Consider the following 13,796-nt stretch of genomic DNA (forward strand, 5'->3'; position numbering starts at 1 on the left):
CCGCCCTCCGGTGGATCCTCAGCTTTGTCGCAAGATTACTCAAAGATCGGGCCTTTGCGCTCTTCAGGTATGTCCGGCGTTCTAACATTCTGTGTGGGGGCCGACTCTGCGACTGGGGATTCGCAGGCGCTGGGGCCGCGCGAGTGGGGATTCGCAGGCGCTGAGGCCGCGGCTGGGGAGCCGCGGCCTCGACAGCAGCGCGTCAGGGATTGGGTTCCTCGGGCGTGAGCCGATAGCCCACCCCGCGCACCGTCTCGATGTATCGAGGCGCCGCTGCGCTGTCGCCGAGCTTGCGCCGCAGATTCGCGATGTGGGTCTCGATCGCCCGCTTGTCGGGCTCGCTGACATGACCGGTCCCGCCGGGCTCGATGCCGCGGAGCCCCAGGGCGAGTTCCGTCTTGCTGCACACCCGCCGCTTCGATGCGAGCAGGGTCGCGAGCAGCTCGAACTCGGTCGGCGTCAGATCAACCCTCTGCTGCGCGACCAGGACCACCCGGGTGTCGAGGTCGAGGCTCAGATCGAAGTGCACCCGTCCACGCCAGGTCGACACCGTGGCCGGCGCGCTCGACACGAGCGGGACCTCGGCGGTCCGCGGCAGCTGCGCCGCACCGTTGTCCACCTCACGGGGGCGCCGGAGCAGTGCCTCGATCCGGGCGCGCAGCTCACGCGGCCGGAAGGGCTTGACCAGATACTCGTCCGCCCCCGACGTGAGCCCGAGGACGACATCCGTCTCCTCCGCGAGGGCCGAGAGCATGATGATGAACGTCGAACTGATCCGGCGGATCCGGCGAGCCACCTCGAAGCCGTCGATCCCGGGAAGGTTGATGTCGAGGGTGGTGATCACAGGTCCGTTCGCCTCGACCGCGGCGAGGCCGTCTTCGCCGGAGCCCGCGAGCACCGTCCGGAATCCGGCCGCGTTGAATACCTCGTCGAGGAGGGATCGCACGCCCGAGTCGTCTTCGATGATCACGGCGACGAGCGATCCGGCCGTCCGCTCGCTCACGACGCGGTCTCGCGAGTGATCGTGACGATCCTCGGGGCGTCGGCGTCGAGCTCCGACGGATCGATGTCGTCTCCGCCCACCGGGCGCTCGATCTCGATGTCCCACCACGCATCCGCGAGTTCCTCGGCGAGGCCGCGCCCCCACTCGACGACGACCGCCGATCGGGCGAGATCCAGGTCGAGGTCGTCGAGTTCGTCGGCCGACCCCAGCCGGTACGCGTCGACGTGCACGAGCGGCGCCCGTCCCACCAGTGAGGGATGGGTCCGGGCGATCACGAAGGTCGGGCTCTGCACGGGACCGCGCACCCCGAGACCTTCGGCGAGCCCCCGGGTGAACGTCGTCTTCCCCGCGCCCAGCGGCCCGGTGAGGATGAGCAGGTCCCCGGCCGTGAGCTGCTCGCCGATGCGAAGACCGAGCTGCTCCATCGCCTCGGACGTCTCGACCTCTCGCCGCCCGAGGAAGGCCTGATCGACGCTCATGACGCCCTCCGCGGAACTCGAGGACCGATGCGGGTGACGATCTCGTAGTTGATCGTGCCCGCGGCATCCGCCCATTCCGCCGCCGAGGGGACGCCGAGTGTGGGGTCGCCGAACAGCACGACCTCGTCGCCGATCGAGACCGGGGTGTCGCCGACGTCGACCACGAACTGATCCATCGCGATCCGGCCCACGTTCAGGAAGCGGCGCCCGGCTATCGAGACGGGGAGCCTTCCCGACGCGCTGCGCGGCACGCCGTCGGCGTAACCGAAGGGGACGAGCACCAGCGTCGCGTCGCGGTCGGTCCGGTGGTCGTAGCCGTAGGACACACCGGTGCCGGCGGGAACACGACGGACCGCCGCGACGGCTCCGCGCAGCGTCATCGCGGGGCGGAGGCCCAGCTCAGCGGACGAGCGGTCATCGAAGGGCGACAACCCGTAGAGCCCGATGCCGACGCGCACCGCGTCGAGCCGCGTCTCCGGCAGGTCGATGGCGGCGGCGGTGGCCGCGAGGTGACGGATCTCGGGGCGGATGCCGACGGCCGCCGCAGCCGCAACACCCTCGCCGAACTTCGCGAGTGCGGCCCGGTCGTCCTCGACCGATGTGTTCGACAGGTGACTGAACAGGCCGACGACGCGGAGCCGCCCGATGCGCTCGAGCCGCGCTGTCTCCGCGAGCACACGCCCCCAGTCAGCCGGGGCGATGCCGTTACGGGACAGACCGGTCTCGAACTTCAGGTGCACACCGACGGGGCGGTCCACAGCTGCCGCGGCCGCCGCCGCCTCGAGCTGGTCGAAGGAGGAGATGCCGACCTCGATGTCGTGCGCGGCCGCTTGTTCGAACCGCTCGCCCGGCGCATGCAGCCAGGCGAGGATCGGCGCATGCACGCCTTGCCGGCGCAGCTCGAGCGCTTCAGGGATCTCGGCGACGCCGATCCTGGTCGCGCCGGCGGAGAGCGCGGCGACCGCGGCGGCCGCGGCACCGTGGCCGTAGCCGTTCGCCTTCACGACGGCGATCACCTCGACCCGGGTGAGTCGGCGGAAGTGGCGGACGTTGTCGGCGATGGCGTCGAGGTCGATGAGCGCTTCGCGGAACGGGGCGGTCACAGCGGTGCTCCTTCGGCGACGACGAAAGCCGCGGCGAGACCCGCGTCGTGGGTCAGGGTCAGGTGCAGGGTGAGGATGCCGCGGGCTTCGACCACCGCGGCGGTCGAGCCGGACAGCACGAAGTGCGGGCGACCCGAGGCTTCCGAGGCGACCTCGATCTCGGTCCAGTGCACATCGTCGGAGCCGCCGAGAGCCTTGATCAAGGCCTCTTTCGCCGCGTACCTGGCCGCCAGCGACGGCAGACGCAGCGTGCGCTCGGCCGGAGCGAAGAGCCGTTCGAGAAGCCGCGGGGTCCGCGTGATGGTCCGCTCGAACCGCGGGATGTCCACGAGGTCGATGCCGGTCCCGATGATCATCCGCTCAGCCTACCGAGCCAGGCGCGTAGGTTGAGCGATGCGTCTGCGCGTATCGAGTGTTCGGGAGCTCTCACGCCCTCTGCCCAAGAGAAGAAGGAGGTGGTCTTACTCGACCGTGACCGACTTCGCGAGGTTGCGCGGCTGGTCGACGTCGAGACCCTTGGCGGTGGCGAGCGCCATCGCGAAGATCTGCAGCGGCACCACGGCGAGCAGCGGCTCGAACATCGCGCCGGCGAGCGGGATGTGGATGACCTCGTCGGCGAAGGGCAGCACCGCGGCGTCGCCCTCTTCGGCGATCACGATGACCCGGGCGCCGCGAGCGCGGATCTCCTGGATGTTCGAGACGACCTTGGAGTGCACGAGCGCCGAGTGACGAGGCGACGGCACCAGCACGAACACCGGCTGACCCGGCTCGATGAGCGCGATCGGTCCGTGCTTGAGCTCACCCGCGGCGAAGCCTTCGGCGTGGATGTAGGAGATCTCCTTGAGCTTGAGCGCACCCTCGAGCGCGATCGGGTAGCCGACGTGACGGCCGAGGAAGAGCACCGAGCGGGTGTCGGCCATCCAGCCGGCGAGCTGCGTGACGTGCTCCTGCTCGCGCTCCAGGACGCTGGCGATCTTGTCGGGCAGCGACAGCAGCTCCTCGACGTCGGTCGACGCGTCCGCGACGGTACCCCGCACGCGACCCATGTGCAGGCCGAGCAGCAGCAGCGCGGTGATCTGCGCCGAGAACGCCTTGGTCGAGGCGACGGCGACCTCGGGGCCGGCATGGGTGTAGACGACGGCATCCGACTCGCGCGGGATGGTGGCGCCCTGCGTGTTGCAGACCGAGAGCGTGCGTGCGCCGCGCTCACGGGCGTACTTCACGGCCATGAGCGTGTCCATCGTCTCGCCCGACTGGCTGATCGAGACGACGAGGGTGTCGGCGCCGATCACCGGGTCGCGGTACCGGAACTCGTGCGCGAGCTCGACGTCGACCGCGACGCGCGCCCACTGCTCGATCGCGTACTTGCCGACGAGGGCCGCATAGGAAGCCGTGCCGCAGGCCGTGATGATGACGCGGTTGATGCCGATGAAGAGCTCGTCGAGACCGTCGAGCTCGGGGATGACGACCTGGCCGTCCTGGACGCGGCCGCGAATCGTGTTGGCCACGGCCTCGGGCTGCTCGGAGACCTCCTTGGCCATGAAGCTCGACCAGCCGCCCTTCTCGGCGGCGGCGGCATCCCACGACACGTCGAACGGCTCGGCCTCGACGGGCGCACCGAAGAAGTCGGTGACCGTGACGGCACCGGGCGTGATCGAGACGATCTGGTCCTGGCCGATCGAGAGTGCCTTGCGGGTGTACTCGATGAACGCGGCGACGTCGGATCCGAGGAAGTTCTCCCCCTCGCCGAGTCCGATCACGAGCGGCGAGTTGCGGCGGGCGCCGACGACGAGGCCCGGGTGGTCCTGGTGCATCGCGAGGAGCGTGAAGGCGCCTTCGAGGCGGTTCACGACGTTGCGGAACGCGAGCTGCAGGTCGCCGCCGTTGCCGGCGTACTCGCGACCGAGGAGGGCCGCGGCCACCTCGGTGTCGGTCTCGCTGCGGAACACGACGCCGTCGGCGAGGAGTTCGCCCCGCAGCGCGGAGAAGTTCTCGATGATGCCGTTGTGGATGACGGCGAGCTTGTCATCGTCGGCGAGGTGCGGGTGTGCGTTCACATCGGTCGGGCCGCCGTGGGTCGCCCAGCGCGTGTGCCCGATGCCGGTGGAGCCGTCGGGCAGCGGAGCGTCGGCGAGCGAGTCGCGCAGCATGGCGAGCTTGCCCGCCTTCTTGCGCATCCCGAGCGAGCCTTCGCCGTCGATGACGGCGACGCCCGCAGAGTCATACCCGCGGTACTCGAGGCGGGCGAGACCGGCGAGAAGGATGTCCTGGCTGGGGCGCGGGCCCACGTATCCGACGATTCCACACATGGTTCAAAGATAAGCGCGAACTTTTGCGAGTCGTCCGAACAATATGTCCTGGTGGTTCCCGTGGCACTTCTCGCGGGTTCAGCGGCCACGAACCCGCACGAAATGCCACGGGAGCAGAGGAGCGGATGCCCGGATCAGCAGAGCGGATGCCGGGAGCAGAGGGGCGGATGCCGAGACGTCAGAGCTTGCGGAGGAGGACGGATTCGACCGTATGGTCGACGCCCTTGTTCAGGACCAGCCTTGCGCGATGCTTGGTCGGCATCACGTTCTCGACGAGGTTCGGCATGTTGATCTCGTTCCAGTATCCGAGCGCCGTCGTGATCGCCTCCTCGTCGGTCAGATGCGCGAAGACGTTGAAGTAGGACGACGGATTGCTGAACGCCCCCTGGCGGAGCGCGAGGAACCGATCGACGTACCACTTCTCGATATGCGCGGTGTCGGCGTCGACGAAGATCGAGAAGTCGAACAGATCGCTGACTGCCACGTCGTTCGGCGCAGGCGGCGGCTGCAGCACGTTCAGCCCCTCCACGATGACGACGTCGGGACGGCGCACCACGACGTGCGCGTCGGGGACGATGTCGTAGCGCATGTGCGAGTAGAAGGGAGCGCGCACCTCGGGGGCGCCGCTCTTGACCTCGGTGAGGAACTCGAGGAGCGCGCGGCGATCGTACGACTCGGGGAAGCCCTTGCGCTCCATCAGCCCGCGGCGTTCGAGCTCGGCGTTGGGATAGAGGAACCCGTCGGTGGTCACCAGCTCCACCCGAGGCGTGCCCGGCCACCGGCTCATCAACTCGCGCAGCAGCCTGGCGATCGTCGACTTGCCGACCGCAACGGAGCCTGCGACGCCGACCACGAACGGGGTGGTGGTGTCGTCCTCCTGCAGGAACGACGAGGTCGCCGCCCCCAGGCGCTTGGTCGAGGTCGCGTAGAGGCTGAGCAGGCGGCTCAGCGGGAGGTACACCTCGCGCACCTCGGTCATGCTCAGCCGGTCGCCGATGCCGCGGACCTCGACGACCTCGGTCTCGCTGAGCGGCTGGTCCATGCCTGCGGCGAGTCGCGCCCACTCCGCGCGCCCGATCTCGCGGTACGGAGACAGCGGCGGCGTGGAGTCGACGATGGTCACCCGTCCATCGTATCGGGGCACGAGTAGTCTCTTCCCGTGCGCCTCGGAGTCCTCGACATCGGTTCCAACACCGTCCATATGCTCGCAGCCGACGTCCGCCCCGGCGGCCGGCCGCTCGCCAAGACGAGCGATCGGACGGTGCTGCGCCTCATGCGCTACCTCACCCCCGACGGCTCGATCTCCGAAGAGGGAGTCGTTGCCCTGGAATCGGCGGTCGCGCAGGCCCGCCGCGTCGCCGAGACCGAGAAGGTCGACGAGCTGCTCGCCACGGCCACGAGCGCGGTGCGCGACGCCCGCAACGGCGCCGAGGTGATCGAGCGCATCGAGACCGCGCTGGGACAGCCGCTGCAGGTGCTCGACGGCGAGACCGAGGCCGAGCTGACGTTCCTCGCCGTACGGCGCTGGTTCGGCTGGTCGGCCGGTCAGCTGCTGCTGCTCGACATCGGGGGCGGCTCGCTCGAGATCGCCGCCGGCGGGGAGGAGCTGCCGGACGCCGCAGCATCCGTCCCCCTGGGCGCCGGACGCATGACGGTGCAGTTCCTGCCGAACGATCCGCCGGGCGAGGACGACGTCGAACGGCTGCGCGCGCACGCCAAGAAGACCCTCTCCGGGGTGCTGCCGCGGTTCATCGGGCTCCCCCGGCCCGATCACGTGGTGGGCTCCTCGAAGGCGATCCGGTCGCTGGCCCGACTGGTCGGGTACCCGGCTCCCGGCTGGTCGGGAACCGACCGGATGCTGCTGCCGCGAGCCTCACTGGGGTCGTGGATCCCGCGGCTCGCGCGCCTGCCGGCATCCGCTCGTCAGGAGCTCCCCGGAATCACTCCGGACCGGACCTTCCAGATCGTCGCGGCAGCGGTCTCCCTGCACAGCGCCATGACCGCGCTCGACATCGACGAGCTCGAGGTCTCGCCCTGGGCTCTACGCGAGGGAGTGCTGCTGCGCTACATCGAGCAGCTCAACTGGAGCGGTGCGCGAAGCTGAGAGCCGCGGTCGGCAGGTCTGGCTAGCATGACGGCATGCCCCCCGCCCCCGCCGCCACCCGCACTCTGCTGCGGCCGGTGGTCGCGAAGGTGCTCCTCGCCGGGTACCTGCTGTTCGTCGGGTTCACGGTGTGGCTGCCAGCAGTCGTCTCGGCGAAGGTGACCGGCCTCGTCGGCCTCCTCGCGCGGTGGGTGGCTGCAGCGGGCATCGCCTCGTACCAGTCGAGCGCGGTGGTGCTGGAGTATCTGGCGAACGTCGCTCTCTTCGTCCCGATCGGAGCGCTGCTCCTGTTCGCGTGGCCGCGCCTGCGGCTGTGGCAGGTCGTGCTGATCGGGGCGCTCCTGAGCGGGTTGATCGAGACGGTCCAGGGGCTCATGCCCTCGAGGTACCCGACGATCTCCGACGTCATGGCCAACACCCTCGGCACGCTGATCGGCGGGGCGATCATCGCGGCCTTCCTGACCTGGTGGCGGCCTGCCGGCGGGCGTCGAGCCGTAGGCTGGTGGCGTGAACTCCCCCCGCGATGACGGACCTCCCCCCGGTGTGAGCCGCCGGGAGTGGCGCAAGATGCAGCAGTCCGCCGCCGAACCGGCCGCTCCCGCTGCCGAGCCGCCCCACGACACCCGGGATAGCGGTCACATCTCACTGCCCGACTTCCTCGGCGGCGACCCCAGCCCCGCCGCTCCCGCGGCCGCTCTGACGATCCTCACCGTGTGCACCGGGAACATCTGCCGCTCTCCTCTCGCCGAGGTCCTCCTGCGCGCCCGATTGGAGTCGCTCGGGGTCCGCGTGCACAGCGCGGGCACGCACGCCCTCGTCGGTCACGGCATGCCGGAGCCCGCCCTCGAGCTCGCTGCCCAGGCGGGTGCTGATCCGTCGACGGCGGCCGCGCATCTGGCCCGGTACCTGGTGGAGCCGCTTCTCGCTGACGCCGACCTGGTGCTCACCATGGCCCGTGAGCACCGCTCCCACGTGGTCAAGATGATGCCGAACAGGTTGCGGCGAACCTTCACGGTGCGGGAGTTCGCGCGACTCGCATCGACGCTGAGCACGGAAGCTGCCCGCGCGGCCGCCGACGCCGCCGGCGAGAATCCTCAGGACCGTTTCGCCGCGGTGCTGCGCGCGGTCGCCGAACAGCGCGGGCTGACCCAGGGCGTGGCCGAAGACGACGACGTGGTCGACCCGTACCGGCGCTCTCGCGAGACCTACGCCCGTTCCGCCGGCCAGCTGGTCCCCGCGCTCGACGAGGTCGAACGGATCGTCCGCGCCGCACTCACCTGAGCCGCGCCTGCCCACGTGTGAGGGGCGTTCACCGTATGCTCGTTGTCGTATCTGCATCCCGAGTTCCCCACGGGATGCATGAGGGGATAAAGAGTTGGAACTCAGAGACTACGTGCGCATCCTGCGCGCGCACTGGATCGTGATCATCGTCGCCACGATCGTCGGAGCCGCGGCCGCTTTCGGCTGGAGCAGCCTTCAGCCCCGCGTGTACGCCGCCGACACCACCGGGATCGTCACCGCGGTCGGCGGCGACGGAACGAGCGGCAGTGCGCTGGTGGGCAACCAGCTCGCCCAGAGCCGGGTGAAGTCGTACCTCAACCTCGGATCGTGGCGCGCCGTGGCGGAGCACGCGATCGAGGAGCTCGGCATCGACGCCTCCCCCGATGTGCTCGTGAATCGCGTCTCTGTGACGAACCCCGTCGACACGACCGCCCTGAAGGTGACCGCCACCGGTTCCACTCCTGAATCGGCGCAGGCGCTCGCCCAGGCGTGGCTCGACGGAATGGCCATCGAGATCGAGAAGCTCGAGGGCGGAACCGCCGAGACCCCGGCGGCCATCTCGCTGATGGTGGGCGACTCGGCCAGGCTTCCTTCCGCTCCGTCTTCGCCGAACACACGGCTCAACGTGATCATCGGCGCTCTCGCCGGGCTCGCCCTCGGGCTCGTATACGCCTTCGTGCGGCACACGTTCGACCGACGCGTGCGTCATCCTCGCGACATCGAGCGGGAGACCGGCGTCTCGGTGATCGGCACGCTGCCGCTCGAGAAGTCGATGGCCGACGAACGTCAGGTGATCGACTTCTCGCTGGAGTCGCAGCACGGCGTCTCTCACCACACCATCGAGGCGATGCGCGAGCTGCGCACGAACCTGCAGTTCATCGACGTGGACAACCCGCCACGGGTCATCGTGGTGACGAGTTCCGTGCCCGGCGACGGCAAGTCGACCGTGTCGGTGAACCTCGCGTCGAGTCTCGCCGCAGCCGGGCAGTGGGCGATCCTGATCGACTGCGACCTGCGTCGTCCGGTCATCGCCGACATCTTCGGCATGTCCCGCGATGTGGGACTCACCGATGTCCTCGCCGGCCGGGCCGACCTGCAGGACGTGGCTCACCGTCCGTCACGCGACGTTCCGCTGGCCGTCGTGGGCGCCGGGCGCATCCCGCCGAACCCGAGCGAGCTGCTCGGGTCGCACCGTATGCGCGATTTCCTCGCCGAGATCAGCAAGTCGGCGATCGTGATCCTCGACTCTCCGCCGGTGCTGCCGGTGACGGATGCCGCCGTCCTCGCCGCCGGCGCCGACGGTGTGCTGATCGTCGTCTCGTCGGGCAAGACCACCTTCGACATGCTGCAGCGCGCGATCGACAACATCACCCGCACCACGGGTCGCGTGCTCGGCGTCGTCCTGAACCGTGTGCCCCGCAAGGGCGCCGAATCCGCGTACTACGGCCGCGAGTACTACGGCGCCTACGAGCGGTACGCGCAGAAGGACGACGAGGGCGATTCCGAGGATGAGACGCCCGGCGTGCGCCGTCGGGGAGCCGCTCAGGTCTGAGGCGCGGCGGTCTGCAGGAGCCCGTCCTCGACGAGCTCCCGCACGGCGGCATCGACGAGCGAGCGGGCGTCTGCGCCTTCCGGCGCCCCGTGCTCGGCGATGACGGCAGAGGTCAGTTCGTCGAGCGTCCGTCCGTCGGCGGCCGACCAGAGGGCAGGGCCGATCCCGTCGAGCACGTGGATCCGTCCGCCGGTGAGCGTGCGCCTCAGCAGCACCGTGCGCCCGTCGCGCTCGAGCTCATCGACGACAGCTGAGCGGACGAAGGTGCCCTCTCGCGGCACGACGGTCTCGTCGAGGCGACGCGGTGCGACCGGACCGAGCGGTCGCGTCTCGGTGGCGAGCAGGTCGTCGATGAGCTCGTCGATCGCCACGACCTCGCGGTACCTGATCCGCACCGCGCCTCCGGTCGCGTCCAGGATCGCGGCGATCAGCTGCAGGGGCGCTTCTCCCTCGCCCAGATAGCTGGTCTGCGGTCCGAGCAGCTCGAGAGCCTCTGAGAACTCCAACTCGTCGATCTGCGGCTGCTCGGGGCCGTCCGGCGTGCGGTCGATCACGACGATCTTCGCGACGCGGAGTCCTTCCGGCAGCGGGCGGGGTCCGTGGATGCCGGAGAGGGCGACCTGATCTTTGTGTGCGGAGTGCTCCCGGATGATCGACAGCGGCTTGCGATACGGCACCACCCGACCTGTCGCGTCGATGCCGACGGTCTCGTCGCTGACGTAGGCGAGTCGTCGCGCCAAGTGGCGCGCAGCCGTGGTCTTGCCCGTTCCGGATGCGGCACTGAGCACGACGACCCGCCCACGGTCGTCCGCGAGTCCTGCGGCGTGCAGCATCCAGATCGGATCGTTGCGGCGGTGGGCGAGCGCCGCGACCGTGACGTCGGTCGACAGCCACGACAGCGCGGCATCGTCGTCGATGCCCTCGCGCACCGCGGTGACGGCATCCGCCTCCTGCGCTCCGTCGTACCGAGCATCCGCCCAGGCCTCGTACGCGCGACGCTGGAAGCGCTCATCTCGCGACGAGACGTCGACCTCGACGATGGCGCCGACCGCGCTGACGAGAAAGCGATCTGCCATGGTCTCAGCCTATCGAGCAACAGAAGTCTCGCCGGAGCGCGCGTAAACATCTGACACCAGACGAAATGCACGGCACGGGTTGCGCTCGACCGTCGACGACCGGGTAGCGTAGCCACCACGCAAGCGCGAGCGGGTGTCGATCTGAGGGGGTCGACGTCCGAGGACTTGTTCGGCGCGCTTTCGAAACACACAGAAGGGTGTGGCGTGGATCTCGGAATCGTGAGGGAGATCGGCCCGCAGGAGCTGATCGAGCATGGCTTCCGGGCCGTCGGCAACCGCCTCCCCGTGCGCGCCCGCGAGCGCACGCCCGGTGCCGTCACTCTCCTCTCGTCCCGCGGGACGTCCACGGAATTCAAGGTCGACACCGCTGCCGCTCGCCCCGACCAGGCGGTTTTCGCTTTCGTCGAAGCAGACCGGGTGTGGTCGAAGCTCGCCGACGAGCCGTGGGTCGAGATCGGCAGCGGCCTGGTGGTCGCGGCGAGCGGCATCACCCGCGGGTTGCGCTGGCAGGGCTCGTGGCACGCTGCGATCGCCTTCGTTCCGCGGGCGGCCATGGCGTCCTTCGTGCCCGCGCTGCCCACCGACGTGCAGGTGTTCCCGGAACGACGCCTGCTCGATCGCGCCATGCAGGACTTCATCGAGGGACTGCTGGATGCCGATGAGCAGGCCACCGCCATCGAGCGCTACGCGGTGGAGCAACTGGTCCTGGAGATGGGCGGAGCGATCCTCCTCGACCGCGTCGGGGCGGTGTCCGGGCACGGCTCTCCGCGCGCCGTGCTGCGCGATCGGGCGATCGCCGTGATCGCTCAGCAGTGCGGCGATCCGAGCCTCACACCGACCCAGGTGGCCCGCGAGGTGCAGTCGTCTCTGCGCCAGCTCCAGCTGGTCTTCGCCGAGGCCGAGAACAGCGTCGCCGGCGAGATCCGACGGCAGCGGGCGCGGCTCGCCCGATCGCTCCTGGTCGACAGCCGCTACGACGTGCTGAGCATCGAACAGATCGCGCAGCGCGCTGGCTTCCAGTCGCCGATGAGCCTGCGCCGGGCCCTCGACGAGGCCTACAGAACCACGCCTCGCGCGCTCCGGTCACAGCGCCGCGCAGCGGTCTGACAGCCGTTTTTCGCTCAGATCGCGCAGGTTAAGCGCACAATGCGCTGACTTCTTCCAATCGATGTTTTCGCCTTCCGTCGCGCCCATAACTTGAGTCTCGAAGAGGCTCCTGGGGGATGCAGACAACGTGTCGTCTCTTCACCGACACAAGCGGGAAACCGCATCTGCATCTATGAGGGAGGGCACTCACGTGACCGAAGAAATCACCAACAACAACAGCAAGGGCTTCTCGCGCCGCACCGTCGTCAAGGGCGCCGCATGGTCCGTCCCGGTCATCGCAGCAGCCGTCGCGACGCCGCTCGCCGCTGCATCGACCGTCGACCTGGGCGCCTTCGCGCTCAACGGATCCTGCGGCACGCTCGGCCTCCTCGGCCCCGGCTTCACTCTGACCGCCGGCCCGACCGAGCCGCTGCCCGTCGGCACCACCATCACGATCTCCGGTGGCGGCATCGCCAACATCGGCGTCTTCAGCGTCACCGGTGGCACGGCTGCGGTCAACGTCCTCTCGCCCACCAGCCGCTCGATCGTGCTGACCGCGGCTGTACCGGCCGGCGCGACGATCGCGGTCCGCACGACGCTGTCGATCTCGGTCGCCTTCACGCTCAACGCCGTGTCGTCGCTCCCCACCGGTTACACCGCCACCGGCGCGAAGACCGCGGGCAACGTCAACTCGACGCTGATCCTCTGCTCGGCCGGCTGATCGGCCGACGCAGGATCTGAGCATCCACAGCACAGAGCGGCCGGGCCCTTCGGGGTCCGGCCGCTCCGCTGATCCGGGAGGATGAGGTCATGAGCGCATTCGTGATCCCCCTGGCGGCGTTCCTCGCGGGGGTCTTCGCGGTGAGTGCGGTCGGCAAGCTCCGCTCCGCAGACCGCGGTCGCGCGGCGTTCAATGCGCTGCAGCTTCCGGTGCGTCATCCGGGTGCCGCCGCGATCGGCATCATCATGGTCGAGCTCGTCGTGGCGATCGGCCTGCTCACGACCTCCGGGTGGGTGTTCGTGGCCGCGGCGACAGCTGCCGTGCTGCTGACCGGCGGGCTCCTGCTCGTCGTCACCCGCGCGCACCGGCTCGGGGTGACCGATGACTGCGGATGCTTCGGCGACTGGCTCCCGTCGGCGATCGGCCCACGCTTGATCACGCGGAATGCCATCCTCCTGGCCGCGGCCCTGGGCGTCCTGATCCCCACGTTCTGGGTCCAGGCTGTCGCCGGAGTACCGATGGGCGTGCCGGTCGCGGTGACAGCTCTTGATTCGGCCGCAGTCGTCATCGGCGCGACGGCAGCGGCAGCGATGATCGGCCTCGCCGTCTGGTCCATCGTCCGATCGGCTGTCGGCGCCCCGGCCACGGCCGCCGCTCCCGCGCGGGGCATCGGCGCCGTCCTTCTTACGGACAGCGCCGAGATCATCGACGTCCTCGCACCCGGCGTACGCGCTCGACTCGTCTTCTTCGTGTCACCCGGCTGTCACGCGTGCGAGACGGCCCTTGCTGCGCTTCAGGTGGCCGAGGACGACGTGAGTGCCCTGGTCGACGTCTACGTCGTGCAGAGAGCCGTCTCCGGCGCGGCCGACGTCGAGTCGACGCACCCGCTCCCCCGCACCGCCCGGTTCGCCCTCGATGTGGGCGGGTCTCTCGCGAGCCACCTCGGCACCGGCCCTGGTACTCCGGTGGCCGCGCTCATCGGCACCGACGGCACTCAGGCCGGACCGCTCGCCATCGGGAGCGACGAGGTCGTGCAGCTCCTCGACAGCATCCTGGCGCTCGCCGAGACACCCTCGGCCTGA

The 13,796-nt window shown here is 69.6% G+C and carries 14 protein-coding genes; 7 read left to right on the plus strand and 7 right to left on the minus strand.

The window, feature by feature from the left end; all coding sequences use genetic code 11:
• Positions 1-202 precede the first annotated feature (202 nt).
• The 6 genes from QFZ21_RS06520 to coaA all read right to left on the minus strand — a co-directional run bounded on the left by QFZ21_RS06520 (position 203) and on the right by coaA (position 6,017).
• Positions 203-1,003: a response regulator transcription factor gene (locus QFZ21_RS06520; RefSeq protein ID WP_307375676.1), complete on the minus strand. Its 801-nt coding sequence runs from the start codon at positions 1,001-1,003 to the stop codon at positions 203-205.
• Positions 1,000-1,482, minus strand: a complete 483-nt coding sequence (tsaE, locus tag QFZ21_RS06525; RefSeq protein ID WP_307375680.1) for a tRNA (adenosine(37)-N6)-threonylcarbamoyltransferase complex ATPase subunit type 1 TsaE — start codon at positions 1,480-1,482, stop codon at positions 1,000-1,002. The genes QFZ21_RS06520 and tsaE overlap by 4 nt, the downstream gene beginning before the upstream one ends.
• Positions 1,479-2,585: an alanine racemase gene (gene alr / locus QFZ21_RS06530; RefSeq protein WP_307375683.1), complete on the minus strand. Its 1,107-nt coding sequence runs from the start codon at positions 2,583-2,585 to the stop codon at positions 1,479-1,481. Before alr ends, tsaE begins: the two co-directional genes overlap by 4 nt.
• Positions 2,582-2,941: a holo-ACP synthase gene (locus QFZ21_RS06535; RefSeq protein ID WP_307375686.1), complete on the minus strand. Its 360-nt coding sequence runs from the start codon at positions 2,939-2,941 to the stop codon at positions 2,582-2,584. The genes alr and QFZ21_RS06535 overlap by 4 nt, the downstream gene beginning before the upstream one ends.
• A 105-nt stretch (positions 2,942-3,046) precedes the next feature.
• Positions 3,047-4,894 carry a glutamine--fructose-6-phosphate transaminase (isomerizing) gene (gene glmS, locus QFZ21_RS06540; RefSeq protein ID WP_307375689.1) on the minus strand — a complete coding sequence of 616 codons (1,848 nt, stop codon included), beginning with the start codon at positions 4,892-4,894 and terminating at the stop codon, positions 3,047-3,049.
• Positions 4,895-5,072: 178 nt separating this feature from the next.
• Positions 5,073-6,017 (minus strand): type I pantothenate kinase, encoded by a 945-nt coding sequence (coaA, locus tag QFZ21_RS06545; protein ID WP_307375693.1) that lies wholly within the window; start codon positions 6,015-6,017, stop codon positions 5,073-5,075.
• Positions 6,018-6,053: 36 nt separating this feature from the next.
• On the opposite strand from coaA, the gene QFZ21_RS06550 reads away from it, so the two are divergent.
• The 4 genes from QFZ21_RS06550 (at position 6,054) to QFZ21_RS06565 (ending at position 9,831) form a co-directional block, all read left to right on the plus strand.
• A complete protein-coding gene (locus tag QFZ21_RS06550) occupies positions 6,054-6,998 on the plus strand; it encodes a Ppx/GppA phosphatase family protein (RefSeq protein ID WP_307375695.1) in 945 nt (314 codons plus the stop codon).
• Between the two features lie 35 nt (positions 6,999-7,033).
• Positions 7,034-7,525 carry a VanZ family protein gene (locus tag QFZ21_RS06555; protein WP_307375697.1) on the plus strand — a complete coding sequence of 164 codons (492 nt, stop codon included), beginning with the start codon at positions 7,034-7,036 and terminating at the stop codon, positions 7,523-7,525.
• Entirely contained in the window at positions 7,506-8,279 is a 774-nt protein-coding gene (locus tag QFZ21_RS06560; RefSeq protein ID WP_307375700.1) for a low molecular weight phosphatase family protein, read from the plus strand. Before QFZ21_RS06555 ends, QFZ21_RS06560 begins: the two co-directional genes overlap by 20 nt.
• A gap of 94 nt (positions 8,280-8,373) precedes the next feature.
• Complete coding sequence (locus QFZ21_RS06565; protein WP_307375703.1) at positions 8,374-9,831, plus strand: polysaccharide biosynthesis tyrosine autokinase; 1,458 nt, start codon at positions 8,374-8,376, stop codon at positions 9,829-9,831.
• Here QFZ21_RS06565 and QFZ21_RS06570 read toward each other — a convergent pair.
• Positions 9,822-10,907, minus strand: coding sequence for a PqqD family peptide modification chaperone (locus QFZ21_RS06570; RefSeq protein WP_307375706.1), 1,086 nt, complete (start codon positions 10,905-10,907; stop codon positions 9,822-9,824). The genes QFZ21_RS06565 and QFZ21_RS06570 overlap by 10 nt on opposite strands.
• A gap of 204 nt (positions 10,908-11,111) precedes the next feature.
• Here QFZ21_RS06570 and QFZ21_RS06575 point away from each other — a divergent pair, with 204 nt between their 5' ends.
• From QFZ21_RS06575 to QFZ21_RS06585, 3 genes are all read left to right on the plus strand, one after another.
• Complete coding sequence (locus tag QFZ21_RS06575; protein ID WP_307375709.1) at positions 11,112-12,014, plus strand: helix-turn-helix domain-containing protein; 903 nt, start codon at positions 11,112-11,114, stop codon at positions 12,012-12,014.
• A gap of 190 nt (positions 12,015-12,204) precedes the next feature.
• A complete protein-coding gene (locus QFZ21_RS06580; RefSeq protein WP_307375711.1) occupies positions 12,205-12,714 on the plus strand; it encodes a hypothetical protein in 510 nt (169 codons plus the stop codon).
• An 89-nt stretch (positions 12,715-12,803) separates the two neighbouring features.
• Positions 12,804-13,796 carry a MauE/DoxX family redox-associated membrane protein gene (locus QFZ21_RS06585; protein WP_307375712.1) on the plus strand — a complete coding sequence of 331 codons (993 nt, stop codon included), beginning with the start codon at positions 12,804-12,806 and terminating at the stop codon, positions 13,794-13,796.

The sequence above is a fragment of the Microbacterium sp. W4I20 genome, from assembly GCF_030816505.1.
Lineage (GTDB): Bacteria > Actinomycetota > Actinomycetes > Actinomycetales > Microbacteriaceae > Microbacterium.